Genomic DNA, 26,701 nt, shown 5'->3' with positions numbered 1-26,701 from the left:
ACTGCGAGATCCCAGCCTTCGCTGGGATGACGGGCGTTGAAAGGGGTGTTGCGCCTACCCCGCCAGAATCGTCCGTATGCGATCCGCGATGATGTCCATCGCGAAGGGCTTGGTCATCAGCGCCATATTGGGGCCGAGCGGGCCGTTGCCGATCACGGCGTTCTCCGCATAGCCGGTGATGAACAGCACTTTGAGGTGCGGCAGCATCTCGATCGCGGCGTCGGCGACCTGGCGGCCGTTCATCTGGCCGGGCAGGCCGACGTCGGTGATGAGCAGATCGACATGCGCACCGGTGCCGAGCAGGCGGAGCGCGGAGGGGCCGTCGCCCGCCTCCAGCACGACATGGCCCATCTCTTCGAGGATCTCGACCACCAGCATGCGGATCGTCGGTTCGTCGTCGACGACCATGACGCTGTGCCGCCCCTCGACTGGCGTGGCGGCGGTATCGAGCGCGACCGCGCCGTCATCGTCGCTCGCATCGCCATAATGGCGGGGCAGATAGATGCACATCGTCGTGCCCTGCCCGATCTCGGAATAGATGCGCACCTGCCCGCCCGACTGGCGCGCGAAGCCGTAGATCATCGAGAGGCCAAGGCCGGTGCCCTCGCCCATCGGCTTGGTGGTGTAGAAGGGGTCGAAGGCGCGCGCCTGCACCTCGGGCGTCATGCCGGTGCCGGTGTCGGTGACGCACACGGACAGATATTGCCCGGGTTCGAGATCGCGTTCGCGCGCGGAGCGCTGGTCGAGCCAGCGGTTGGCGGTTTCGATCGTGATCCGGCCGCCCTCCGGCATCGCGTCGCGCGCGTTGATGCAGAGGTTCAGGATCGCGTTTTCGAGCTGGTTGGGATCGACCATCGCGGGCCATATGCCCGCCGCGCCGACCACCTCCAGCGTCACGCCGGGGCCGACGGTGCGCTGGATGAGGTCGCTGAGGTCGGCGATCAGCCGGTTGACGTCGGTCGGCTTGGGATCGAGCGTCTGGCGGCGCGAAAAGGCGAGCAACCGGTGGGTCAGCGCCGCCGCACGCCGCGTCGCCCCCAATGCGGCGGTGGCGTAGCGATCGAGGTCGCCGATGCGCCCCTGCGCGACGCGGACCTGCATCATCTCGATCGCGCCCGATATGCCGGTGAGCATGTTGTTGAAATCGTGCGCCAGGCCACCGGTAAGCTGGCCGACCGCCTCCATCTTTTGCGCCTGCCGCAGATGCGCTTCGGCGACCATCAGCGCGTGCGTGCGCTCCTCGACCTGCTGTTCGAGGCTGGCGGTGAGCGCGCCCAGTTCCTGTTCGACGCGGCGGCGTTCGGTCGCGTCGCGGGTGCGTTCGGCGACGTCGCGGATGAAGGCGATCTCTTCGGCCAACCAGGGGCGCGGCACCTCGTTGTTGAGGTAGAGCAGCGCGACGAAGCCGCCCTGTTCGGTGATGGGCATGTTGATGAAGGACAAGGCGGCGAGGCCCTTCAGCGCTTCTGCCGTGTCGCGGGTGCGCGGGTCGTCGTAGACGTTGCCGATCGCGACCGTGTCGCCGCGCTTCAGATCCTCGATATACGAACCATAGTCGCGGAAATGCAGCAGGCCGGGCAGCGGCTGGATGCCGGGCGCGCACCAGGGGCGGGCGGCGACGATCGTTTCGGCCTCCGCGTCGATCGTGCCGTAGCCGCAGCGGCTGACGTCGAACAGGCGACCGAGAATCTCGACCGCGGCATAAGCGAGGTCGTCGGGATCACCCGCCGTGCGCAGCCGGTCGTTGAGTTCGACCAGCGCCTGCAGGCGGAGTTCGGCGCTCTTGCGCGCGTCGATGTCGAAGCTGATGCCGGGAAAGCGGATCGCGCGGCCCAGATCGTCGAGCTGCGCCTGTCCGCGTGCGGCGACCCAGCGGGCGCGGCCGTCGGGCTGGGTGAGGCGATAATCGCTTTCGAAGGGCGCGCCGCTTGCCAGCGCCTCGGCGATCTCGGCCTGGACGCGGGGCAGATCCTCGGGGTGGATGCCGCCGAAGAAGCGTTCGATCGCCGTGCCTTGGCGCGCGGCTTCGGGATCGACGCCGTACAGGCGGGCGAAGGCGGGGTCGGCGGTGATCCGGTCGGCCACCACGTCCCAGTCCCAGCTGCCGACGCTGGTCGCTCCGGCGATCTGCGGGTCGTTGTGGGGCATAAGCGGCATGTAACTCATCGGAACGGAAAGGATTGTTGGTTAGGATCGCTGCCCCAACGCGTGATGGCGGCAGGCGATCCGATCGTCAGCGCTGCGTCGCCTCGATCGCCTCGCGCGACCAGCCGCCCCCCATCGCCTGGTAAAGCTGCGCATAAGCGGTCAGGCGGTCGGCGCGCGCCTGCACCAGCGCCAGTTCGGCGGTGAGCAGGCCGCGCTGCGCATCGAGCTGTTCGATGTACGACGTATAGCCGGCGCGATAGCGGTTGGTGGCATTGCGCAGCGCGGCGGCGAGCGCATCCACCTGCAACCCGAGCGCGGCCGCCTGTTCGCCCGAACGCTGGACGCCGGCGAGGGCGTTGTCGACCTCCTGGAACGCGACGAGCGCGGTGCGGCGATAGGCGTAGGCGGCCTGATCGCGGCGCGCGGTGGCGGCGTCGGTCTGGGCGCGCAGGCGTCCACCGTCGAAGATCGGCGACAGGATGCTCGCGCCGATCGAAAAGACGCCGATCGGATCGGCGAGCTTCGTCGACAGGACGACGCCCGCGCTGCCGGTGAGCGCGATATTGGGCAGCATCGCCGCGCGGGCGCTGTCGAGGCTGCGATCGGCGGCGACCAGCGTCTGTTCGGCCTGGAACAGGTCCGGGCGGCGGCGCAGCAGATCGGCGGGCAGGCCGTCGGGGATCGGCGGCGGGGTGAGCCGGTCGAGCGGAGCGCCGCGGGGGATCGCGCCGGGGTTTTCGCCGAGCAGCAGCGACAGCGCATTCTCCTGCCGGCTGATCGCGAGCTGCGCGGCGGGGACGAGTTGCTGCGTGGCGCGATATTCCGCCTCCGCCTGATGCAGTTCGAGGTTGGAGGTATAGCCGGTTTCCGCGCGGCGGCGGGCGATGCGCAGCGCTTCGGTGCGCGCGGCGAGCGTCTGTTGCGCGACCGCAAGCCGCTGGTCGAGCGCGCGCAGGGCGATGTAATTGCTGGCGACGCCGCTGGCGATGGCGAGGCGGACGGTGTCGCGCGCGCCTTCGCTGGCAAGCAATTGCGCCTGAGCGGCGCGGCTGGCCTGGCGAAGGCGGCCGAACAGGTCGAGATCGTAGCTGGCGCTGATCAGCGGCTGCGCGCCGATCGCGTCGCTGGGGGTGCCGAACGGGCTGACCGTCTGGCCGGAGGTCGACGGCAGGCTGCCACCGAGCGTGGGCGTGCGCTGCGCGGCGGCGAGGCGCGCGGCGGCGCGCGCTTCGTCGATACGCGATGCGGCGAGCGCGAGGTCGACGTTGTTGGCGAGCGCGCGGGCGACGAGATCGGTGAGGACGGGGTCGCCGAATGCGCTCCACCAGTCGGCCTGAATGGGTTGGCCCTGGCCGAGCGCGGTGCGCCATGCCGGGGGCGGGGCGACGGCACCGGCGGCCGGCGCGGCCGGTCGCGGGCCGATGCAGGCGGCAAGCGTGGCGGCGGCTGCGAGGGTTGTTATTGTGCGCGCGGAGACGCGGAGACGCGGAGGGGGGGCGCTCGACGTATCGGCCGATCCTTCATCCCGGATGTGAGCGATGGAGGGCGGCTTCGCCGCGGGCACGCCCTCTTCGCGTCTTTGCGTCTTCGCGTGAATCATTATCGTCCGCATCACTTCACCGTCGGGCCGGTGGTGGTGTCGACGCTGGCCTGTACCGACATGCCGGGGCGCAGGCGCTGGATCAGTTGCTGGCCGGGATCGATGCGGATGCGGACGGCGATGCGTTGCGGCACCTTGGTGAAATTGCCCGTCGCATTGTCCGCCTTCAACACCGCAAATTCCGAACCGGCGGCGGGCGAGATGCGCTCGACGCGGCCGGTCAGCTTCGCGCCGGCGAGGCCATCGACGGTGAAGGTCGCGGGCTGGCCCACCGCCATGCGCGCGGTCTGCGCTTCCTTGAAATTGGCGATGACCCAGGTTTCGGGCGGCACGAGGAACATCAGCTGCGATCCGGCGGTGACATATTGGCCGACGCGGACGCCGACTTCGGACAGGCGGCCGGCCTCGGGCGCGCGGATGACGGTGTTGGCGAGGTCGATCTGAGCGAGGCGGCGGGCGGCTTCCGCGCCCGACACGCCGGCGCGCTGGCCGCCGCGGCCGACCTGGACGGTGCGGATGTCCTGTTGCGCGATCTCGCGCGCGGCGCGCGCCTGTTGCACCGCGGCTTGTGCCTGGCGAAGTGCGGCGAGCGTCTGGTCGCGTTCGCGCTGCGAGACGGAACCGTCCGTCACGAGATCGTTGACGCGGTTCATGTCCGCCTGCGCGCGCATCAACTGCGCCTCGGCATTGGCGACGGCGGCGGTCTGCGCGGCAAGGCTGGCGGTGCGGCTGCGTTCGGTCTGCTGCGCGTTGGCGAGCGTGGCGTTCTGCGCATCGACCTGCGCGGTCGCCTGATCGACGCGCTGGCGATAGATGCGATCGTCGATCTGGACGAGCGGCTGGCCCGCGGTCACGTCGGCGAAGTCGCGGACATAGACCTTGGTGACATAGCCCGACACCTGCGGCGCGATCACCGTCGTGCGCCCACGCACATAGGCATTGTCGGTCGACTGATTGGCGGTGGCGAAGGGCGGCAGGCGCCACGCCGCGAGCACCGCGAGCACGCCACCGATCGCCAGGATCGCAATGACGATCATCGCGGTGCGGCTGGGCGGCTGCGGGCGCCAGCCGGACCCGGACGGCGCGCTGGGCGGCGTTGCGGCCTCGGCCTGCGCCTCTTCGGTCGCGGGGGTGGAATCCACAGGGTTGCGGATGTCGGTCATCAGGCAGCCTCGGCAAGTGCGGCGCGGCGGGCTCGGTACGCGCGGCGGATCAACAGGAAAGCAAGGTAACAGAAGGTGAGCGCGGCGAGCACCGCGATCAGGCGGAAGACGTCGTCATAGGCGAGGACGTTCGCCTCGCGCGTGGCGGTCTGCGACAGGATCGCGCCGCCTTCCGCACTGCGCAGCGCGGGGTCGCCGACGACGCGCGACACCGCCGCGCCGCCTGCCTGCAGGCGCTGTGCGACGATCGGGTCGGTGGGGTCGATGCCCTGCACCAGCGCGGCGCTGTTCGCCTTTTCGCGGATCACCTGATAACTGCCGAGCAGCGCGGTGCCGGCCAGGCCGCCGATCGAATTGATCATGCCGAACAGCGCGACGAAGCTGATGATATGGCCCGATCCGGCCTGCAGCGCGCGCGTCATGCCGAACAGCAGGGCCGGCCCCAGGAAATAGGTCGCGCCGAACGCGATCATCGCCTGCGTGACGTAGAGCTGTGGCGCGCGGGTGAGGCTGGTCGCATGGCTGTCGACGAACGCGGCGATGGCGACCAGCCCGATCGCGAGCATGATCGGATGCGTCAGGCGCGTCACGTCGAGCGTCACCGCGCTCAGCACCACGCCCGCCGCCGAGGCGAGGAAGATGATCGTGAAGAAGGGGATCAGCTGATCGTTGTTCTGGCCCAGCAACGTCAGCAGGCCGACCGCGGCATAGGTCTGTTCGCTCAGCACGATGCGCGCCATGATCGTGACGATCGTGAAGCGGACGATGTCGGCGCTGCCCAGCCACCGCGTGTTGAGCAGCGGATTGACGCGGTGATGTTCGATGACCAGCGCCGCGCCCAGCATCGGAATGGCGGCGATCAGCGCCCAGCCGATCCATGCCGCATTGGTCCACCAGACGATGCGGCCTTCGCCCAATACCGCCGCGAACAGCGCCATCGCGCCCGCGAACAGGACGAAGGTGAGGAAATCGAGTGGCTCGAACGCCTTCGACCGGGATGTCGGCGGCAGGCGGAGAAAGGCGACGGCCGCAAGGCTCAGGAGCGCAAGGCCGAGTTCGAACAGATAGAGCGTGCGCCATTGCGACATGGCGAGCAGATCGGGCGAGAACAGCCGCGCGAGCGGCGTCGCGCACTGCGGAATGCCGATCCCGACCACGACCGCCTTCAGTCGCCAGCGCAGCGGGAGCGCCTGCATCATATAATAGAGGCACAGGCTGGAGACGGCGGCACCCGCCATGCCGCTGGCGGCGCGGACCAGAATCGCGGTGTCGAATTCACGCACGAACAGGTGGCCCAGCGTGAAGACGACGTAGAGGCTGAGGAAGATCATCGCGAACGGCCTGAGGCCGAACTGCGCACGGAATTTGATCAGCAGCAGATTGATGCTGACGTTGGTCATCACATACACGGTCGGCAGCCAGGCAATCTCGGCGGGATCGAGACCCAGCGCGCCTTGCAGCGTGTAGGTGTTCGCCGAAATCAGCGCATTGCCGAACCCGCCCGTCAGACCCAGCAGCACCGCGATGACGCCATAGGCGATCCGGTGGCGCAGCTGATGCTCGACCGATCCCGGCGAACCGGGAATTGCCGGTATTTCATGGGGCAGGAAGTCCCAGTGTTCCTCTGACAGGAAGCGGCGGAGACGGGCGAACATGGCCCGCCTATAGACCCGGAAAGAGTGTCAGGTCAGCCACTTCGCTCATCCGCCCAGGATCCGGCGGTAGAGCTGGATATAGCGGTCGGCCATGCGCTCGACCGAAAAGCGCTCCGCCACCGCGCGGCGGCAGGCGGCGCGGTCGATCTCGGGCAGGCGCGCGACGGCGGCGATGGCCGCGTCGACACTATCGACCAGGAAGCCGGTGACGCCATCGTCGATCAGTTCGGGCATCGACCCGCGGTTGATCGCGATGACGGGCGTGCCGCATGCCATCGCCTCGATGACCGACAGGCCGAAGGGTTCGTCGAAGTTGATGAGGTGGAGCAAGGCGGCGGCATGGCCGAGCGCGCGGGTGCGCTCCGCACCGCCGACTGCGCCGGGGTGGGTGATGTCGCGCCCGAGGTGCGGCACGACGGCGCGCTCGTAATAGCCCTGATCCTGCACGATACCGTACATGGCGAGCGCGCGACCGGTCGCCTGCGCCACCGCGATCGCTTCGGCGGCGCCCTTGTCGGGGTGCATGCGGCCGAAGAACAGCAGGTCGTCGCTGCCGGTCGGATCGAAGGGAAAGTCGTCCAGCACGATGCCGTGGTGGATCGTTTCGGCATAGCGGAGCTGCGGCGAGCGGTCGGCATCGCTGATCGCGACATAGTGCACGCGATCTTCGTACGGTTTGTACATCGGCAGGATGCGGTCGGACGAAAAGCCGTGGATCGTCGTGACCATCGGCGTGGTCACGAGGTTGGCGAAGGCGTGGGCGGGGAAATCGGCCTGATTGTGGATCAGGTCGAATTCGCCGGCGCGTTCGAAGACATGCGCAAGGTGGCGGTATTCCCAGACCTTGGCGTCGATGCTGGGGTCTTCGGAATAGGGCGCGGGGACGACGCCGGCGAGGGTGCCGGCGGTCAGGCTGTCCTGCGTCGCGAAGAGCGTGACGTCGATGCCGCGCGCGACCAGCGCCTCGGTGAGCAGGCTCGTGACCAATTCCCACGGGCCGTAATGGCGGGGCGGCGTGCGCCAGGAGATCGGGGCGAGCATCGCGATTTTCATGGGTGGCGGTCGCCTGAGACGGAGGAATGTATTGGGGTACGGGGGCGTAACGATAAGGCCCGGTGGTGATACTCCGGCGTGGCGGAGTTGTTCCGGGGGCTGTCCCCGTCGCCCCTGATGTGGCCCGGGGCTGCCTCATGTCGCTTGTCACCCCGGACGTGTTCCGGGGTGACGGGGGGTGTGGGGTTAGCGGAGGAGTATCATCAGCCCCTCGTTCCCCCGCAGCACGTCAGCCTCAGCACCCCCCGGCAACGTGCCGAGCAGCACATCGCCCGCAGGCAGCGCGAACGGCTGATCCTCCCCACTCAGGTTCAGCGCCACGACGATCCGTTCGTCCCCCCGCCAGCGTTCGTAGGCGAGGATGGGGCCGGTCGTTTCGATCAGGCGGAAATCGCCCTCCGCCAATGCGGCATGCTTGCGGCGGAGCGATAGCAGGTCGCGGTACAGGGCGAGCATCGATCCCGCGTCCTGCGCCTGCGCAGCGACGTTGCGCGTCGGCCAGTCGGGGCCGAGCGGCAGCCATGGCTCCACGCTCGAAAAGCCCGCGTGGTCGCTCGCATTCCACGGCATCGGCGTGCGCACCGGGTCGCGGCCCAGACCCCAACCCGGTTCGCGCAGTTCGCGCGGGTCCTGCACCCGGTCGGGCGGAATGGCGACGTCGGTGAGGCCGAGTTCGTCGCCATAATAGATCGTCGGCGTCCCGCGCAGGGTCAGCAACAGCATCGCGGCGACACGCGCCTGGCTTAGGCCCACGCGTGTCGCGATGCGGGGGCGGTCGTGGTTGCCGAGCACCCAGTTCGGCCAGCCGCCGGGGGGCAGCGCCGCTTCATATTCGGCGATCATGGTCGCGAGGCTGCGCGCGTCCCACGCCGCCTCGATCAGCTGGAAGTTGAAGGGCAGATGCACTTCGGGGGCAGCAATGCCGTAATAGTGCATCAGCTTTTCGATCGGCAGGTAGATTTCGCCGATCAGCACGCGATCGCCCGAATAGCTGTCCGCGATGCTGCGCATCTCGGCGGCGATGTCGTGGACTTCGGGCTGGTCGGTGGAGTTCGACTGGAGCACGGCGTGCATCTCGCCCATCTCGGTGCGATAGGCGGGGTTGGCCGGATTGTCGGGGAAGTCGGCGTGCTTCACCATGTGCCACAGCACGTCAATGCGGAAGCCGTCGACGCCGCGATCGAACCAGAAGCGCAGCACGTCCATCATCGCATGCCGCACATCGGGGTTGCGCCAGTTGAGGTCGGCCTGTTCCTTCAGGAAGGCGTGGTAATAATATTGACCGGTGGCGGCGTCATATTCCCATGCGGAGCCGCCGAAGTCGCTGATCCAGTTGTTGGGCGGGCCGCCATGTGGGGCGGGGTCGCGCCAGATGTACCAGTCGCGCTTGGGGTTGTCGCGCGACGACCGGCTCTCGCGGAACCAGGGGTGGTCGGTCGAGCTGTGGTTGGGGACGAAATCGAGCAGCAGCTTCAAGCCGCGGGCATGCGCGGCCGCGAGCAATGCATCGAAATCGGCGAGCGTCCCGAAGCGCGGGTCGATGTCGCAATAATCGGCGACGTCATAGCCGAAGTCATGCATCGGCGAGACGAAGATCGGCGATATCCAGATCGCATCGACGCCGAGGGCGACGAGGTGGTCGAGCCGCGCCTCGATGCCCTTAAGGTCGCCGACGCCGTCACCGTCGCTGTCCTGAAACGAGCGCGGATAGATCTGGTAGATGCTGCCCGTCTTCCACCACGTCATCGCGCGTCCCCCTGTCTGCCCGGTCGAACGGGGAAGGGGCTGGGCGGTTCCTCATAAGTCCGTCGCTCCAGCGAAGGCTGGAGCCTTTCGCGGCTCCTGCCGCGCGTCCACCGGGGAGATCCCGGCCTGCGCTGGGATGACGGACTCTACGTGAAACGGCTCTTCGGCAGGCGCGTCATGCGGCAGGCGAGGTCGGCTTCGCCGCTGGCGACGAGGTAATCGTCGCCGTCCGTCACGAGCCCGGTGGAGAAGACGACGGGGGTCGGCAGATACATCTGATGCGCGATATGCGCGGTGAGGGCGGGATTGGCCTCGAGCAACGGCACCTCGTCCTCGACGCGCAGGATGCGCGCGGGATCGTCGCGGTCGAGCAGCGCCCAGAAGCTGCGGTAGATGCCCACGCTCTCGCGCGCCTCGACGCCGTGGTAGATCATCATCCAGCCGTCGGGCGTCAGGATCGGCTGCGTGCCGCCACCGATCTTCATCGCCGAAGTGGAGCCCTTGCGCGCGCGCACGCCGGGTGCGTCGAGCGGTTTCCAGTGCAGCGCGTCCGGCGATGCCGCGAAGTTGATCGACGGGCCGCCGACCCAGGGGCTGTCGGGCGGATAGGCGAAATAGACCTCGCCCAAGGGCCGGGTGAGCGCCATGAACTTGTCGGCGACCAGACCTTCGAACAGGATCATATCCTTGTTTTGATGGTCGAGGACGATCCCCTCCAGCCGGTAGTGCAGTCCGTCGCGCGAGGTGTGGAGCGTGGTGCAATGTCGCTCGGCGCCGACCGAACAGGTCGTCATATACCAGGTGTCGCCGACGCGGGTGATCCGCGCATCCTCGACGCCATAGTCCTGATAGGCCGCGGCGGGTTCGATCGCGGCATCGTAATGGACCGCGACGATGCGTTCGCCGCTGGGGTCCAGCTCCACCGGGAGCAGCCAGGACAGCGACGTCAGCGCAAGGATGCGGTGGCGGCGGCCCTTCAGCTCGAACTGGCGCGGGTCGGTCATGTCGACGTCGGTCAACGGCCAGGCGTCGAGGACATAGCCTGCGGGCGTCCAGCGGATCGCATGGACATGGCCATCACGCACCGGCTCCGCCAGCGCTTCGGCGATGCGCACCATCAGCAGCAGATTGCCGTTGGGCAGCCGCGTGAAGCCGGGGTTGAAGGCGCCGAGGACATAGGTCGGCTCGGTAATCCCGCGCCGGAGCGGCGAGCGCGTCAGGTCGACGTCGTCGGGGGTGAAGATCAGCGCGTCGTGCATGGTGGCGTTAGCGCCGGGGCGGGCGGGTGGTTCCATCGTCCAGATCCTCCCCGACACGGGGAGGTGGCGCCGCGAAGCGGCGACGGGGGGGCTTCGGCGTAGCGCACCGCTCGCGGAAGCCCCCTTCACCAGCCGGCTGCGCCGGCCGATCCCCCTCCCCGTGCAGGGGAGGGGTGGGTCGTCAGAACGCCGCGCTGATCGAGAACACCACCTGGCTGCCCGCGATCGTGCTGCCGTCCTTGGTCGAGGCGAAGTTCGGCTGCAGATAGGCGGCCTTCGCCTTGCTGATGTCGGTGTCGACATAATAGGCACTGAGCGTCAGCGGCGTCCCCTTGATCGCGTAATCGGCGCCGAGCAGCCAATCCCAGTAATGCCCCGTCGGTGCGGCCGACGTGCCGTTGGGGCCGAGGCCCGAATTGCCGTCCGAATGGCCGATATGCGCCTTGGCGGTCAGCGGCGTCTGCGGGATGGCGGCGCTGAAATCGCCCCACAGGTACAGATTGTCGTTGCCCTTGCCGGGGTTGTTCGGGACGCCGGTCGCATAGGCGGCGGCGTTGTTATACCATTTGCCCAGCGCCTGCTGCTTGGGCGCATAGGCGACGCCCGCCAGCATCGAGACGGGGCCGGCGGTGCCCGACAGTTTGACATAGGGTTCGGCGAAGTCGGTCTTCGACGCACCGCCCGGATACATGTACCACGTCAGGCCGACGTCGAGCGCGCCGCCGCTGATCGGCACCTTGTAGCCGCCGATCAGGTCCAGTTCCATGTTCGAGCCGCCGAACGTGCCCCAGCCGGACAGGTTGGACGCCCAGGTGCCGACGTACAGGCCGCTGGAATGGGTGATGGTGAGGCCGCCCTGGACCGCCATTTCCTTGTCGGTCTGCGACACGCCGCGCAGGCGATAGTCGGAGACAAGCGCGACCGAGCCGGTGACGGTGACGTCCTTGGGGGGTGCGGTCTCCTGCGCGGCGGCAGGGAGGGCGACGAACGCCGCGAGCGATGCTGCGGCCAGGCTGAGATACTTCATGGAACCCCTTTCCGTGTCGTTGGGGTCCCTCCTGCGTCCAGGCCGCCGGCGCGCTCACTCGAGAGAGGGGCGCCGGTCTTTCCCGGACGTCACTTCGCTATCGCAGCATTTTCCCTTCGACAATGGGGAATCGCGGGGTCGCCGCGATCCCCCGGTCGATCAGTGCGCGAGTGCGGCAGTCTTGCCACGCCCGCCGAGCAGTTCGACACTGTCGCCTGCGGCCCGGCGACGCTGGAACCAGTCCTTGATCAGTTCCGAACAGGTGTGGTCGACGGTCCTGAGGCCGCTGACGTCGAGGCGGACGGGCGTGCCCGCCGGCGCGCGCTCCAGCGTATCGGACAATTTGGGCAGCGACACGAAGGTCGCGGCGCCCGACAGGTTGATCGCGTGCTCTGCGCCCTGCGGACCTTCCGACACTTTCAGCTTCAGGCCGCGGGCGTGCGGCACCAGTTCCAGCATCGACAGGCCGATGCCGACCAGCACGCCGGTCAGCAGGTCCGCCGCCACCACGGTGACGAGCGTCGCCGCCCAGATGAACGCGGGCAGCGCGCCATAATGCGAGAACAGGTGACGCGCATGGTGGAGCGAGACGAGGCGCCAGCCGGTGACGACCAGGATCGCGCCCAGCGCCGCCATCGGGATCTCGCGCAGCACGAACGGCAGCAGCGCGACGAAGCCGAGGATCCACATACCGTGGAACATCGTCGACAGGCGCGTGGTGGCGCCGGCTTGCACGTTGGCGGACGAGCGGACGATGACGCCGGTCATCGGCAGCGCGCCGGCGATGCCGCACAGCAGATTGCCGACGCCCTGCGCCCGCAGTTCCTTGTTGTAGTTGGTGCGCACGCCGTCGTGCATGCGGTCGACCGCGGCGGCCGACAGCAATGTTTCGGCGCTGGCGATGAACGCGATGGCGAGCGCGGCGGCGATGATCGACGGGTCCATGAAGCGGGCAAGGACGCCGGCATCGGGCAGCGCGACCGCACCGGCGATCGATTCGGGCACGTTGACGCGCGCGACGTCGAGGCCGAACGCCATCGCGACGAAGGTGCCGGTCAGCACACCGACCAGCGCGCCGGGGACGAGCTTCATCGACGCGGGGCGGAACTTCTCCCAGCCGATCATCGCGGTGATGGTCAGCACGCCGATGCCGAAGGCGAGCTCTGCCGCGGCGATATTGTCGGGCGACAGGCCGAGCAGGCGGCCGGGCATCGCCGACAGGTTCTGCAGGCCGCTGGGCAGCGGCTTGGCATCGAACAGCACGTGGAACTGGCCGACGACGATCAGCACGCCGATCCCGGCGAGCATGCCGTGGACGACCGCGGGGCTGATCGCGCGGAACCAGCCGCCGAGGCGCGCGACGCCGGCGACGAACTGGATGATGCCGGCGAGGATCAGGATCGGCCCGAGCGCGGACATGCCGTGATCGCGCACCAGTTCGAACACGACGACGGCGAGGCCCGCGGCGGGGCCGCTGACCTGCAGCGGCGAACCTGCCAGCGCACCGACGACGATGCCGCCGATGATGCCGGTGATCAGGCCTTTTTCCGGAGGAACGCCGGACGCCACGGCGATGCCCATGCAAAGCGGCATCGCGACGAGGAAGACGACGATCGAGGCGGTGAGGTCACGGCCGACGATCGACATCTTGGGAAGTTTCAGGGCGCCCAGCATGGGGACTACTCCGCGGCTTGGAGGAAGGGGACGTCGGAGGCCTGACGCGGTGCGGCGGCCTGCGCGACGGGGAAGGGCTCGCCTTCGCGGATCGGCACGAAACGACCCGATTCGCCGTCGAGGCCGAGGACGACGCCCTCATGGATGTCGACGAACCAGCCGTGCAGCGTGATATTGCCCTGCGCGACAGCGGCGGCGACCGACGGGTGCGTGCGCAGGTGCTGAAGCTGCGAGACGATGTTTTCGAGACTGAGCGCGCGAACGCGTTCGCCGTCGGTCAGTTCGGGATAGCTCTGGTCGACGACCTGACGCGCGGCGGCGCCGTGCTTCAGCCAGTTGGCGACGGTCGGCACCGCGGCGAGCGCGGCGGGATCGCCCGACAGGCCCTTCATCGCGCCGCAGTCCGAATGGCCGCAGACGATGACGTCGCGCACGCCCAGGACCGACACGGCATATTCCACCGTCGCCGACACGCCGCCGGTATGCGCCGAGAAGGGGGGAACGATGTTGCCGGCGTTGCGGCAGACGAACAGATCGCCCGGCTGCGCCTGCATGATATGCTCCGGCACGATGCGCGAATCGGCGCAGGAGATCATCAGCGCCTTGGGAAATTGGCCATGATGCGCGAGCGTCGAATACAGCGCCTGCTGGTCCTGAAAGACCTTTTTCTCGAAGCTTACGACGCGACCGATCAGTTCGTTCACGGGTGGATACTCCTGTCACGGGCGGCATGAGCCGCATTGAACAGGGTATCTACCGGGTACGTTTTGCTGCGATGCCGCAGGTTCGTGTTAAAATGTTGCCGGACAAAAAGGGGCGGAAACGGGGGGCGTGGAAGGCGTTCGGTCGGGTTGGTTTTTTCTCTAGAGCACCGGAAATCTCCTACCCGTCACCCCGGACTTGTTCCGGAGTCCACTCCGCGGCGAGGGGTATGGCCGGAGCCTCTTGCCGTCCCCGCGCGGATGAGTGGACCCCGGAACAAGTCCGGGGTGACGAAGACCGAAGAACCGAGGGTGTTCCCCTTACGCCGGCAATTCGATCGCCGCCCGCAGGCCCCCCTCGGCGCGGTTCAACAGCGTCAGCGTGCCGCCTTCCGTCTCGACGATACGGGCGACGATCGGCAGGCCCAGGCCAAAGCCCACGGTGTCGCGGGGCCGTGCCGAATCGAGCCGGACGAAGGGTTCGAGGACGCGGCGCAATTGGTCTTCCGGGATGCCCGCGCCGTCGTCCTCCACCGCGATGCAGACGCGCCCCGGCGCGCTCGACAGCCGGATCGCGACGTTGCCGGCATAATGGAGCGCGTTTTCGACGAGGTTGCCGAGCGCGCGCTTCAGCGCCGTCGGCCGCACCGTCACCTCGCAATGCGCCGGGCCGTCATAGACGCCGGGCAGGTCGCGATCCTCGACATCGTCGATCAATGTCGCGCACAGCACCGCTACGTCGACCAGCACCGGCGTTTCGGGATCGCTGTCGCCGCCTAAAAACGCGAGTAGCGACGTCACCATCGCCTCCATCTCGCCGATATCGCGCTCGATCGCCTCGCGCACCGGCGCGTCGTCGACGCCTTCGGCGCGCAGCTTCAGGCGGGCCAGCGGCGTGCGCAGATCGTGGCCGACGGCCGCGAGCGCCTGCGTCCGGTCGGCGATCAGCCTCTGGATGCGTGCCGCCATGCGATTGAACGCGGCGACGACGTGGCGCACCTCGCGCGGGCCGGTTTCGGGAATGGGATCGTGCTCGGCATCGCCGAACGTGTCGGCGGCGAAGGCGAGCTGGCGCATCGGACGGAGCATGCGGCGGATCAGCAACCCGCCGATCACCATCAGCGCCAGCGCCGGGATCAGCGCGAGCAGGATGCGCTCGGCGGCGAGATTGAGGTTCTGGAGCGGCTCCAGCGTGCGAAAATACAGCCAGCTGCCATCGGACAGCTTCAGTCCCCCGGTGACGACCGAACTGCGCCCCGGCGAGGTCAGCTTCAGCCGCAGGTCGGCGGTCGCCAGCGTCGGCTCCCAATCGACCACCTGATGGCGCATGCTGTCGAGCGCAGGCGCGATCGGCGGGGGCGGCGGCAGGTCGCGCTGCCAGTGGAGGGCATAGCGTTCGGTGGTGAGGTCGTTCGCCATGTCGCCGCGGCGCGCTGGCGGCTGTTCGGCGACGAGGCGGCGGGCGATGACGAGATGTTCGGCAAGCCGCCGCGCCTCGTCGTCGCGCACTGAGAATTGGCTCGCGCGTTCGTACAGGAGCGTGCTGATCCCGAACTCGATCACCATGGTGAGCAACAGGATCGCGACGATCTGGCCGATCAGGCCGATCGAGGGCTGGACGAAGCGTTTCATGCGATGGGGAGGGCGGGCCGACGCCCCACCTGTTCCGTCACCCCGGACTCGTTCCGGGGTCCACTCTGCGGCGAGGGGGACGGCAGGAGGCTCCGGTCACTCCCCTGCGGATAAGTGGACCCCGGAACGAGTCCGGGGTGATGGAGGGAATCGGTCGGCGTCACGCGCCCCTCAACGCCGCGTCACCTCGGTGTTCAGCATATAGCCCACGCCGCGCACGGTGATGATCGGCGCATCCTTGCCCGCGCTCGACAGCTTGCGACGCAGGCGGCTGATCAGCACGTCGATGCTGCGATCGGAGCTATCGCCCAGCCGCGTGCGCGACAGTTCGATCAACCGTTCGCGCGCAATCACGCGGCCGGCATGTTCGGCCAGGCTGACGAGCAGGTCGAATTCCGCGCCGGTCAGGTCGACGACCGCACCGGTGGGCGAGGTCAGCTCGCGGCGCGGCAGCGTGACCTGCCAGCCATCGAAGGTCAGCACGCCCTCCTCGCGCTCACCGGGATTGCGCTCCAGCGAGCCGCGGCGCAGCACCGCGCGGATGCGCGCGATCAGCTCGCGCGTGCCGAACGGCTTGGCGATATAATCGTCCGCGCCCAACTCCAGCCCGACGACGCGGTCGGTCTCGCTGCCCTTGGCGCTGATGAAGATGATCGGGACTTCGCTCTTCTGGCGCAGCGTGCGGCACAGGTCGATGCCGCTGGTGCCGGGCAGCATGATGTCGAGCAGGATCAGGTCGACGGGCCCGGCTTCCAGCGCCAGCCACATCTCCGGCGCGGCGGAGGCGGGCCGCACGAGATAGCCGTTTTCCTGCAACGCGCGGGTGGTGAGGGTGCGAAGGGCGGGATCGTCCTCGACCAGGAGGATGGTGGGGGCGGTCATGCTGGAAAGTTAGGCACGGGTGCCGGGGCGGTCAACCGCGCCGGACCTATGTTCAAGCTTTGGATACGACCCCGCAACGGGCCCGCAACATTGCGCGAGGTTAGTCTGCCGCTACGTGCCCGCCGCCACCCTGCGGCCGACGCGTGAACCAGACGATCACGACCATCGCCGCGCACAGCCATGCCGACACGCGGAACAGGTCGGTCGACGCGAGCAGATACGCCTGCCCCACCATCTGGCGGGTGATCGCCGCGGCGGCCTGCGTCGATGTCGCGCCCAGTTTCTGCAACTGCTCGCTGGCCATCTGATACGGCATGCCCTGTCCGATCGCCTCGGCAAGACGGCTCTGGTGCAGCGCCTCGCGCCGGTCCCAGGCGGTGGTGATGATCGACGCGGCGAACGACCCCGCCACGATGCGCGCGAAGTTGGAGATGCCGGTCGCCGACGGAATCCGCTGCGGCGGAATGCCGTCGAGCAGGATCGTCACCATCGCGAGGAAGAAGACGCTCATCGCCACCCCCTGCACCAGCAGCGGCGCCATGAAATCGAAGACGGCGGCCCCGGTCACGAGGTTGGAGCGCATCCAATAGGATGTGGCGAAGGCGAGGAACGCCACCGTCGCAAGCAACCGCGCGTCGATCTTGCCCGACAGGCGCGCGGCCAGCGGCGAGATGATCACTGCGACCACCCCGCTGGGTGCGGCGATCAGGCCCGCCCAGGTTGCCGTATACCCCAGCTGCGTCTGCAGCCACAGCGGCAGGATCAGGGTGTTGGCGAAGAACACCGCATAGCCCAGGCAGAAGGCGAGCGTGCCGATCGCGAAGTTGCGGTTCAGGAACAGCGTCAGATCGACCGCCGGATTGGCATCGGTCAGCTCCCAGATGATCCACGCGATGAAGCCCACCGCTGCGATGATCGCGAGCACGCAGATCGCCGGATCGTTGAACCAGTCGGCGTTCTTGCCGAGATCGAGCATGATCTGCAGCGACCCCACCCAGACGACCAGCAGCATCAGCCCGACCGTGTCGATCGGCAGCTTCCGCGTCGGCGTCTCGCGGCTTTTCAGGCCGTTCCAGCACGTCAGCGTCACGAAGATGCCGAAGGGGATGTTGATCAGGAAGATCCAGCTCCAATGATAATTGTCGCTGATATAGCCGCCCAGGATCGGGCCCATGACCGGACCGACCAGCGTCGTCATCGACCAGACGCCGAGCGCCGTGGACCGCTTGTCGGACGGGAAGATCGAAATGAGCAGCGCCTGGCTACCCGGCATCATCGGCCCCGAACACGCGCCCTGCAGGATACGGAACACGATCAGCGAGGGCAGATCCCAGGCGATGCCGCACAGGAACGACGATACGGTGAACGCCGCCACCGCCGTGCAGAAGGTGCGCACCACGCCGAACCGACCCATCAGCCAGCCGGTCAGCGGCACCGCGACGCCGTTCGCCACTGCGAAGGCGGTGATGACCCAGGTCGAATTGTCGCTCGACACGCCGAGGTTGCCGGCGATCGTCGGCAACGACACGTTCGCGATCGTACTGTCGAGCACCATCATGAACGTGCCGAGCGCCAGTGCGAAGGCGATCAGCGCCAGTTTGCCGCCGGTTAGGGGGGCGGGTTGATCGGGCATCAGATGTGGCCTTGCTTGCGCTCACCCTCCCCCGTCCGGCGCTTCGCGGCGAAGGGGGAGGGTGACGACATCAACGGTTCGCGGCGATGATCTGGCGGATGCGCGCCTCGACCTCGGGATCGCGCGCGTCGGTGGGCTTATCGCCATAGACCTGCGTCGCGGGTCGGCCGAGCCGTGCGCCGGACTGGTCGCCGGTATCGACGACGGTCTTCACCGACAGGCCGATGCGCAACGGGTTCTGCGTCAGTTCCTTCGGCTCCAGCGCGATGCGCACCGGTACACGCTGGACGATCTTGATCCAGTTGCCGCTGGCATTCTGCGGCGGCAGCAGCGCGAAGGCATTGCCCGATCCCGCGCCGACGCCGATGACACGGCCGTGGAACACCACGTCGCCGCCATACATGTCGGCGGTGACGGTGGCGGGCTGGCCGATGCGCAGGTCCTTCAGCTGCGTTTCGCGGAAGTTGGCATCGACCCACACCTTATTGAGCGGCACCACCGCCATCAGCGGCGTACCGGCGGCGACCTGCTGGCCGATCTGCACGGTGCGCTGCGCGACGACGCCGTCGATCGGGGCGACGATATGCATGTGGCTGCGCGTGATCGCGGCACGGCGATAGGCGGCGATCGCGGCGAGCACGGCGGGGTTGGTGCTGGTGTCGGTGCCTTGCACGGCCGAGCGCGCCTGCGCCTGCTGGCTCTGTGCGAGGGCGAGGTTGGCCCGCGCCACCTTCACCGCATCGGCGGCATGCGCCAATTCTTCGCCCGAGATCGCGCCCTGCGCGGCAGCGCCCTGACGGCGCGCGTAATCGGCCTGCGCCGCGGACAATTGCGCGCGCGCCTGGACGATCGCGGCGCCGCTTTCGGAGACCTTGGAGAAGTCGGCGCGCGTCGCGCGCACCGCCCGCGCCAGTTCCGCCGCGGCGGAGGCGAGCTGGACGTCCGCCGTCGCCGGATCGAGGTCGAGCAGCGGCTGCCCGGCCTTTACCGTCTGCGTGTTGTCGGCGTGGATCGCGGTGATCTGGCCGGGATCGCGCGCGGTGATCGCGACGACGTCACCCGCGACATAGGCGTCGTCGGTCTCTTCCTCGGGCTTGGCCAGCAGGAAGTGGAATACCGCCCAGACGATCGCGGCGATCACCACCACCGCAGCGAGGATCAGCAGGCCGGTGCGGCGCGCTTTGGGCTTGCCGCCGGGCGCAGGCGCGGGGGCGGCGGGCTGTGCGCCGCCGTCGGTGTCGGTCTTGGAATCGGGCGCGTCGGTCATCGGGCGGGTTCCTGGGAGGAAAAGCCACCGCCGAGCGCCAGCACCAGCGCAACGCGCTGGCGGGCCGCATCGGCGACGAGGTTGGTCTGGGCGCGTTCGGCGTCGAGCAGCCGGACGTCGGTGTCGATCAGCGACAATTGGCTGTCGAGGCCGCTGGCGACGCGCACCGCATTGAGGCGGTTGGTTTCGGCAAAGCCGCGGACCACCTCAGCGGTGCGGGCGCGCTCCTGTGTCAGTGCGGTGATGCCGGCGATCGCATCCGCTGCCTCGCGCACCGCGCCGACGACGCGCTGGTTATAGTCGGCGGTGGCAAGGTCGACGCCCGCGGTGGCACCGGCCAGGTCCGCCTTTAACCGGCCGTTGTCGAAGATCGGCAGATGGATCGCCGGTCCCGCACCCGCCGTGCCGGCATCGAGGCTGAAGAGATTGCCGAGGCCGACCGCCTGGAAGCCGGCAAACGCAGCGAGGTTGATGTTCGGATAGAAAGCACGGCGCGCGACCTGGCGGCCGGCGGCGGCGGCCTCGATTCGCGCCTGTGCGGCGGCGATGTCCGGGCGGCGCGCGATCAGGTCGGCGGGGACGCGCGCAGGCAGCGGCAAGGCGGTGTCGAGGCGCAGCGTCGCCGGGCGGATCGCGGCGGCATAATCCGGACCGCGGCCGGCGAGTGCCGCCAGCGCATTCACCGCGCGGGTACGGGCACCGTCCGCCTCCGCCAGCGCGACGCGCGCCTGCGACAGCAGGGTCTGCGCGGCGGTCGCCTGCAGGTTGCTCGCCAGCCGGTTGCGGATGCGCACGTCGACCAGCTGCACCGAGCGTTCGCGCGTCGCGATCGTGCGCCGGGCGAGCGTCGCCTGTGCTTCGGCGCGCGCGAGATCGATATAGGTCTGCACCACCGATCCGGCGATGGCGAGGCGCGCGGCGGCGACATCGAGCGCGGCGGCGCGGGCGGAGGCACGCGCGCCCTCGATTGCGGCCTTCTGGCGGCCGAACAGGTCGAGGTTCCAGTTGAGGTTCGCTTGCGCACTGCCCAGGAAGCGCACCGATCCCGCATAGGGTGGCGGGATGGTGTAGCGGCCCGACAGGCGCGCGACCTGCGCCGAACCGTCGAACGTCACGTCGGGGCCGCGCTCCGCATCGCGTGCGGCCAGCATCGCCTGCGCCTGTGCGACGCGGGCGAGCGCGGCGTCGAGATTGGGATTGCCCTTCGTCGCATCGGCGACGAGGCGGTCGAGCTGCGGATCGCCGAACGCCGACCACCAATCGTCGGCGATGGCGGGCGATGCGTCGGCGGCAAGGCCCAGCGCGGCAGGTGCGACCGGTGCGACCGCGGGCGGGCTGTGCGGCACCGCACAGGCGCTCGCCATCAGTGCGAGCAGCAGGGCGGGTTTCGTTCGGGTCATGCAGTCGCCCTTTCGTCGGCCGCGCGTTGCAGCGTGTCGCGCAGCCGCTGGAGCAGATGGATCGCCTGTTCGACGTCGCCGTCCGGCCAATCGGCCAGCCACGCATTCCACAGGCGGATGACGGTATTGCGAACGTCCGCGGCAATCGCTTCGCCCGCGGGCGTCAGCGACAGGCGGACGACGCGGCGATCCTCGTCGTTGCGGGTGCGCACGATCCAGCCGCGCTCTTCCAGCGTATCGACCAGCCGTGTCGTCGCGCCCTTGTCGTGGCCGAGGTCGCGCGCGATTTCGGCGCAGGTCGTCGCCTGGTTGAAGTGGAGCGCGACCAATGCGCTCCATTGCGTCTTGGTGATGTCGGCGGCGGCGAACACCGGTTCCAGCGCCTGCGTACCGAGCTGTTCGGCGCGGCGGATCAGATACCCGATCGAGCGCTCCGGCGCGAAATCCGACTCGGTGTAGAAGGGCATGTGGTTGCCATGGCAACCGTTGCCAAGGCAGTCAATCATGTTTCTGTATGTTGCTGATCCCGCAGGCGAACGGGCGCACGCATTCCATCGCTAACCGCTTCTTAGGGTCACGTAACTAGACCGATGGGCTTCGTTGTCCGGGACCCGCCACGCATGAAATTTCCGCTGATCGCCCCCCGGCCGCCCCGGCTCAGCACGCTGACCGACGGGCTGCTGCGCGTCGAGGCGTCGGGCGTGTTCAGTAACAACGGGCCCGAGGTGCAGGCGTTCGAGCGCGAGGCGACGGCGCAGCTGTTCGATGGGGTGGGCGAGTGTCTGGCGGTCGGCAATGCGACGCTGGGGCTGATGCTGGCGATCCGGCAGGCGGTGCCGGCGCGGTGTGGCGGGGCGATGCCCCGGGCTGGCACGCTCGCGCTGATGCCCGCGCTGACCTTTGCCGCGACCGCGCAGGCGGCGCTGTGGGCGGGGCTGACGCCGCTGATCGGCGATATCGAGCCGTCTCGCTGGATATCCGATCCCGCGCAGGAAGAGGCGCTGCTCGCGCGCCACGGCGATCGGGTGGGCGTGATCGTGCCCTATGCGACCTTCGGCACCGACCTGGACCTCGATCGCTATGCGTGGCTGGCGCGCCGTTATGATGTCGGCGTCGTCGTGGATGCGGCGGCGTCGCTGGGGACGATCGATGCGGCGGGCCGTGGCTTCGGCACAGGCGCGCCCTTCGCCATCGTCTATTCGATGCATGCGACCAAGACCTTCGCCGTGGCGGAAGGCGGGCTGATTCATTGCGGCGACGCGGACCGGATCGCGACGTTGCGGGCGATGGCCAACTTCGGGTTCGCCCCGTCCGGATCGGCGGCCACCCGCAGCGCGACGCTGCCCGGCATCAACGCGAAGCTGCCCGAGGTGATCGCGCTGATGGCACGCGCGAAGCTGACCGAGATCGATACGCTGTGCGACGCGCGGGCCGCGATCGATGCCGCCTATCGCGCCGCTTTGCCTGCCTTCGCCATGCAGGCACCCGCCGCGCGGCGGCAGGCGACGCAGTTCATGCCGGTGCTGCTGCCGCCCGAACTCACCGGCCATCGCGCCGCGATCGTCGCCGCGCTGGCGGCGGAGGGCGTCGGCGCCGGACAGTATTTCAGCCCGCATATCGGCGAGCAGCCGCTGTTCCGCGACGTGGCGGTGATCGAGCCGACGCCGATCGCCGACGATGTCGCCGCGCGCATGCTCAGCCTGCCGATCACCGATGCGATGACGCCGGCCGATGCGACCGAGATCGCGCACCGGCTGGTCCGCGCGATCGAACGGGTGGTGGACGCGGAAATGGCGCGGATGCTGGTGTCCCACGGGGCGGAGCAGACGGCCACGCAGGGTGCGGGGGATGACGTGAGGACAGTGGTGATCGGCGGCGGACCGGCCGGCACGGCGATGCTGACCGCGGCGAGCAAGCAGAACCGGCTGGTGCCGCTGGTCGAGGCCGGGCTGGCGATCGTCGAGCGGGGGCCGCGCCTGGGCGCCGGGGCGCTGGGCGGCTATGCGATCCGCTCGGACACGACCGCCGAAACCTTCCTGTCGGCGGTGAAGGACAACCCCCACCCCGAGCTGGCGGCGCTGGCGCAGCATCCCGCGGCGCGGCTGATGGAGCGCTATATCGGCGAACTCGGCGCACCGCTGGCAGACACCGCGCCGCTGCTGGAGGCGACGGGCGAGCGGCTGGGCGCCATCGTCCGCGCGCATGGCGGCAGCGTGCTGACCGGCCATGAGGCGCAGGAGGTGCGGCGGACCGCCGACGGGCGCTGGGCGACACGCGTCGCCGACGGCCAAGGCGCGGTGCGCACGATCCTGTCCGATCGGATCGTCGTGGCGACCGGCGGCTATCAGACCGACGAACAGGTTGCCGCGAAACGCGTCGCCGGCATGCCGCTGGGCGTGATGGCGGGCCGGCGGCTGATGCGCTCCGACATCGTCTTGCGCCAGGGCGGCATCGCGGCGGTGCAGGAAAGGTTGCGGGCGTGCAGGGCGCCGCGCATCGCGATCGTCGGTGCCTCGACTAGCGCGATCGCGGCGGCGGTACTGCTGCTGAAGAGCCAGCCCGGCTTCGCCTTCGGCGCCGCCGCGATCACCATCGTGCATCGCCAGCCGCTCAAGCCCTTCTACCCGACGATCGCCGCGGCGCATGCCGAGGGCTTCCACGATTTCGACGAGAATGACATTTGCCCGGTCAGCGGTTTCGTGCTGCGCCTTGCCGGATTGCGGCTCGAATCGCGCGAGCTGGTGCTGCGGATGCTGTCGCTGGGCGGCCGGACGCCCGATCCGCGCGTGACGACGCACCGCATTACCGGCGACGGCGATGCCGCCGCGCGCGCGATCATCGAAAGCGCGGATCTGGTGATCGGTGCGCTCGGCTATCGGCCGCGCTGCGTGCCGCTGATCGGCGTCGATGGCGCGCCGCTGTCGCTGGCGCATCACGTCGGACGGCCGATGGTCGACCGGCATTGCCGCCTGCTCGATGCAACGGATCGGCCGGTGCCGGGCGCCTATGGCATCGGCCTGTCGGCAGGCTTCGTGCCCTGGGGGCGCCTGGGCGGCGAAGCGAGCTTCCGCGGGCAGGCGAACGGCCTCTGGCTGTGGCAGAATGACGTCGGCCAGATGATCGTCGACCAATTGTTGGAACCGGAGGCGCGCGCAGTCGCTGCGTAGCCATGCCCATCGTTTCCCTGATCATCCCCGCGTATAACGGGGAATATTTCCTGCCCGACACGCTCCGGTCGCTCGAGCGCCAGACGCTGACCGACTGGGAGGCGATCGTCATCGACGACGGATCGACCGACGCGACCCGCGCGCTGATGCGGAGTTGGCCGGATGCGCGCGTGAGGCTGATCGAGAATGCCGAGAATATGGGGCCGGTGCGCGCGCGCAATCGCGGCGTTGCGGCGGCGCGCGGGCGCTATGTCGCGGGCCTCGACCAGGACGATCTATGCCTGCCCGAGCGATTGGCGCGGCAGGTCGCGTATCTGGAGGCGCATCCCGACGTGGTGCTGGTCGGTACGCAGGCATGCCAGCTGCAGGACGAGCGGGTGTCGCAGATGCACTATGCGCCGAACACGACGCCTGCGCTGATCACCTGGCTCAGCTGGATCGAAAATCCGCTCGTCTGGTCGACCGTGATGTTGCGCGCGGACGCCGCACGCGCGCTCGATCCCTTCACCCGGCCCGACCTGCTCTATGCCGAGGATTTCGACCTGTACCACCGCGTCCAGCCGCTCGGCCGGATCGCGCGGATCGATTCGCCTTTGGTCCTGTATCGCCAGCATGCGGGCGGCGTGTCCAAGCGCTTTATCGACACGATGTACGCGGCGGCGACGCGCGTGCTGGCAGAGCGGCATGCCGCCGTGCTGGGGGCGGACGATGCCGCGACGCTCGCGCGACTGCTGGTGCTGCACAATATGGGCGGCGTGCCGGTGCCCGATCGTACGACGCTGATGCAGCTGGGCGATGGCATCGCAGCCTTGCAGGCGGCGTTTCTGGCAGACGTGCGGCCGAGCCGTGACGATGCGCGGCTGATCCGCTGGGAAACCGCGCGGCGCTGGGCGCGGATCGGGCGGGCGGGGCTGCGATCGGGCAGCGTCCATATCGCCGACGTGGTCGCCGCGCGCCCACCGCATCTGGGGCTGGGCTATGCCGGCCTCGAGACGCTGCTGTGGGACGGCGCGATCGGCACGGTGCGGCGCTGGCAGCGCACGCGGCGGGCGGCGTAGGCGGATCGGGGGCGGATCGCGCGTCTCCCCTGCGCGTTGGGCGGGCATGTTTACCAGCATCAATCCCGCGACCGGCCAGCCCGGCGACAGCATCCCCGAACTGACCGCCGACGCGCTCGACGCGGCGATCGCCCGCGCCGACAGCGCCTATCGCGCATGGCGGCTGACCCCGATCGCGGAGCGCACGGCGCTGCTCGAACGGATCGCCGAACAGTTCGAGGCGAACACGCGCGAACTTGCCGAAATCGCGACGCGCGAGATGGGCAAGACACTGAAATCGGCGATCGCCGAGGTGCAGAAATGCGCCGCCGCCTTCCGCCATTATGCGCAGGAAGGGCCAGCGATGCTGGAGCCGCGCCGTTTCGACACGCCCGGCGGCCCGGCGACCGCGCTGTGGCAGCCGCTGGGGCCGGTGCTTGCGGTAATGCCGTGGAACTTCCCCTTCTGGCAGGTGGTGCGGTTCGCCGCACCGACGATCCTTGCCGGTAATGTCGGACTGCTGAAGCACGCTTCGCTGACGCAGGGCTGCGGCGCTGCGATCGAGCGGATGATCGTTGCCGCCGGTGCGCCCGCCGGCCTGTTCCAGAACCTCGCCATCCGCTCCGACAAGGTCGACGCGCTGATCGCCGACCCGCGTATCGTCGCGGTGACGCTGACGGGAAGCGAAGGCGCCGGCATCAAGGTCGCCGAAGCGGCCGGCCGCAACCTCAAGAAGGTGGTGCTGGAGCTTGGTGGATCGGATCCGTTCATCGTCATGCCCTCCGCCGATCTCGACGCGGCGGTGAAGCAGGCGGTGACCGCGCGCATCCAGAATACCGGCCAGTCGTGCATCTGCGGCAAGCGGATGATCGTCCATGCCGATATCTACGACGCGTTCCTCGACCGCTTTTCGGATGCGATGCGCGCGGTGAAGGCGGGCGATCCGATGGATGCCGACACCGATATGGGCCCGCTGTCGAGCGAGGAGCAGAGGCAGACCACGCTCGACCAGCTTGCCGCCATCCAGAAGGCCGGCGGGCGGTTGCTGTTCGGCGGCGAGCCATTGCCGGGCAAGGGCGCCTATATGTCGGCCGGCATCCTGGTCGATGTGCCGATCGACGATCCCGCCGCGCAGGAAGAATTGTTCGGCCCGATCGCGATGGTGTTCCGCGCCGCCGACATCGATGCGGCGATCGCGCTGGCCAATGACGTGCCGTTCGGCCTGGGATCGTCGGTATGGACCAACGATTCCGAGGAACGCGCGCGGTTCGAGCGGGATATCGAGGCGGGGATGGTCGCGGTGAATGCGATGCTGTCCTCGACACCCGAAGCGCCGTTCGGTGGTATCAAGCGGTCAGGCCATGGCCGCGAGCTGGGCCCGTACGGCCTGCACGAATTCATGAACCTGAAGACGGTGTTCGGCTGAGGCGTCTGGCTGGGGGCTTGCCCTCAGCCGCGCCGGGCGGTCCAGGTGTAGAGGAACGAGATGCCCACCAGACCCAGGTCGATCGCGGCCTGGAAACGGCGCGGGCTCTGGTCGCCGATGTCGTGCGTGATGAGGCGGATGTCCGGCGTCGGATGGCGCAGCGCGACGAGCGACACGGCCGCTGCCGCTGCGATCGTCCATTTGCGCCGGTCGGTCATGTCGTGTCCCATC

20 protein-coding genes are annotated in these 26,701 nt (G+C 68.8%); 3 read left to right on the top strand and 17 right to left on the bottom strand.

The window, feature by feature from the left end; genetic code table 11:
• Positions 1–54 precede the first annotated feature (54 nt).
• The 16 genes from ACGVWT_RS07435 to ACGVWT_RS07360 form a co-directional block, all read right to left on the bottom strand.
• A complete protein-coding gene (locus ACGVWT_RS07435; RefSeq protein ID WP_315462872.1) occupies positions 55–2,148 on the bottom strand; it encodes an ATP-binding protein in 2,094 nt (697 codons plus the stop codon).
• 85 nt (positions 2,149–2,233) lie between these two features.
• On the bottom strand, positions 2,234–3,748 hold the full coding sequence (locus ACGVWT_RS07430) for an efflux transporter outer membrane subunit (RefSeq protein ID WP_315462828.1): 1,515 nt from the start codon (positions 3,746–3,748) through the stop codon (positions 2,234–2,236).
• An 11-nt stretch (positions 3,749–3,759) separates the two neighbouring features.
• A complete protein-coding gene (locus ACGVWT_RS07425) occupies positions 3,760–4,911 on the bottom strand; it encodes an HlyD family secretion protein (protein WP_116461892.1) in 1,152 nt (383 codons plus the stop codon).
• Entirely contained in the window at positions 4,911–6,566 is a 1,656-nt protein-coding gene (locus tag ACGVWT_RS07420; protein ID WP_315462827.1) for an MFS transporter, read from the bottom strand. The genes ACGVWT_RS07425 and ACGVWT_RS07420 overlap by 1 nt, the downstream gene beginning before the upstream one ends.
• A gap of 45 nt (positions 6,567–6,611) precedes the next feature.
• The gene (locus ACGVWT_RS07415; RefSeq protein WP_315462826.1) at positions 6,612–7,619 is read right to left on the bottom strand and encodes a glycosyltransferase family 4 protein; all 1,008 of its coding nucleotides are present in this window, start codon (positions 7,617–7,619) and stop codon (positions 6,612–6,614) included.
• A 186-nt stretch (positions 7,620–7,805) separates the two neighbouring features.
• On the bottom strand, positions 7,806–9,365 hold the full coding sequence (locus ACGVWT_RS07410) for an alpha-amylase family glycosyl hydrolase (RefSeq protein ID WP_315462825.1): 1,560 nt from the start codon (positions 9,363–9,365) through the stop codon (positions 7,806–7,808).
• A gap of 146 nt (positions 9,366–9,511) precedes the next feature.
• Positions 9,512–10,624, bottom strand: a complete 1,113-nt coding sequence (locus ACGVWT_RS07405; RefSeq protein WP_315462871.1) for a glycosidase — start codon at positions 10,622–10,624, stop codon at positions 9,512–9,514.
• Positions 10,625–10,805: 181 nt separating this feature from the next.
• Positions 10,806–11,651 carry a TorF family putative porin gene (locus tag ACGVWT_RS07400; RefSeq protein ID WP_116461897.1) on the bottom strand — a complete coding sequence of 282 codons (846 nt, stop codon included), beginning with the start codon at positions 11,649–11,651 and terminating at the stop codon, positions 10,806–10,808.
• A gap of 159 nt (positions 11,652–11,810) precedes the next feature.
• Positions 11,811–13,325, bottom strand: a complete 1,515-nt coding sequence (locus tag ACGVWT_RS07395; RefSeq protein ID WP_116461898.1) for a SulP family inorganic anion transporter — start codon at positions 13,323–13,325, stop codon at positions 11,811–11,813.
• A 5-nt stretch (positions 13,326–13,330) separates the two neighbouring features.
• Entirely contained in the window at positions 13,331–14,029 is a 699-nt protein-coding gene (locus tag ACGVWT_RS07390) for a carbonic anhydrase (protein ID WP_017977409.1), read from the bottom strand.
• A gap of 318 nt (positions 14,030–14,347) precedes the next feature.
• Positions 14,348–15,658, bottom strand: a complete 1,311-nt coding sequence (locus ACGVWT_RS07385) for an ATP-binding protein (protein ID WP_315462824.1) — start codon at positions 15,656–15,658, stop codon at positions 14,348–14,350.
• A 171-nt stretch (positions 15,659–15,829) separates the two neighbouring features.
• A complete protein-coding gene (locus ACGVWT_RS07380) occupies positions 15,830–16,540 on the bottom strand; it encodes a response regulator (protein WP_017977411.1) in 711 nt (236 codons plus the stop codon).
• 100 nt (positions 16,541–16,640) lie between these two features.
• A complete protein-coding gene (locus tag ACGVWT_RS07375; protein ID WP_116461899.1) occupies positions 16,641–18,173 on the bottom strand; it encodes a DHA2 family efflux MFS transporter permease subunit in 1,533 nt (510 codons plus the stop codon).
• A 70-nt stretch (positions 18,174–18,243) separates the two neighbouring features.
• Positions 18,244–19,440 carry an efflux RND transporter periplasmic adaptor subunit gene (locus ACGVWT_RS07370; protein ID WP_315462823.1) on the bottom strand — a complete coding sequence of 399 codons (1,197 nt, stop codon included), beginning with the start codon at positions 19,438–19,440 and terminating at the stop codon, positions 18,244–18,246.
• Positions 19,437–20,840 (bottom strand): efflux transporter outer membrane subunit, encoded by a 1,404-nt coding sequence (locus tag ACGVWT_RS07365; RefSeq protein WP_315462822.1) that lies wholly within the window; start codon positions 20,838–20,840, stop codon positions 19,437–19,439. Before ACGVWT_RS07365 ends, ACGVWT_RS07370 begins: the two co-directional genes overlap by 4 nt.
• Positions 20,837–21,307 carry a MarR family winged helix-turn-helix transcriptional regulator gene (locus ACGVWT_RS07360; protein WP_315462821.1) on the bottom strand — a complete coding sequence of 157 codons (471 nt, stop codon included), beginning with the start codon at positions 21,305–21,307 and terminating at the stop codon, positions 20,837–20,839. Before ACGVWT_RS07360 ends, ACGVWT_RS07365 begins: the two co-directional genes overlap by 4 nt.
• Positions 21,308–21,460: 153 nt before the next feature.
• Here ACGVWT_RS07360 and ACGVWT_RS07355 point away from each other — a divergent pair, with 153 nt between their 5' ends.
• From ACGVWT_RS07355 to ACGVWT_RS07345, 3 genes are read left to right on the top strand one after another with little or no spacing between them, the layout of a single operon-like run.
• Positions 21,461–24,007, top strand: coding sequence for a DegT/DnrJ/EryC1/StrS family aminotransferase (locus ACGVWT_RS07355; RefSeq protein WP_315462820.1), 2,547 nt, complete (start codon positions 21,461–21,463; stop codon positions 24,005–24,007).
• A 2-nt stretch (positions 24,008–24,009) separates the two neighbouring features.
• Positions 24,010–25,065, top strand: coding sequence for a glycosyltransferase family A protein (locus ACGVWT_RS07350; RefSeq protein WP_315462819.1), 1,056 nt, complete (start codon positions 24,010–24,012; stop codon positions 25,063–25,065).
• 46 nt (positions 25,066–25,111) lie between these two features.
• Positions 25,112–26,470, top strand: a complete 1,359-nt coding sequence (locus tag ACGVWT_RS07345) for an NAD-dependent succinate-semialdehyde dehydrogenase (protein ID WP_315462818.1) — start codon at positions 25,112–25,114, stop codon at positions 26,468–26,470.
• Between the two features lie 23 nt (positions 26,471–26,493).
• Here ACGVWT_RS07345 and ACGVWT_RS07340 read toward each other — a convergent pair whose 3' ends face one another.
• Positions 26,494–26,688, bottom strand: a complete 195-nt coding sequence (locus ACGVWT_RS07340) for a hypothetical protein (RefSeq protein ID WP_116462115.1) — start codon at positions 26,686–26,688, stop codon at positions 26,494–26,496.
• Between the last annotated feature and the right edge of the window lie 13 nt (positions 26,689–26,701).

The organism is Sphingomonas sp. S6, assembly GCF_043498045.1.
Lineage (GTDB): Bacteria > Pseudomonadota > Alphaproteobacteria > Sphingomonadales > Sphingomonadaceae > Sphingomonas.
Note: the sequence above shows the minus strand (reverse complement) of the source record. Positions and strands in the feature narration are given on the sequence as shown.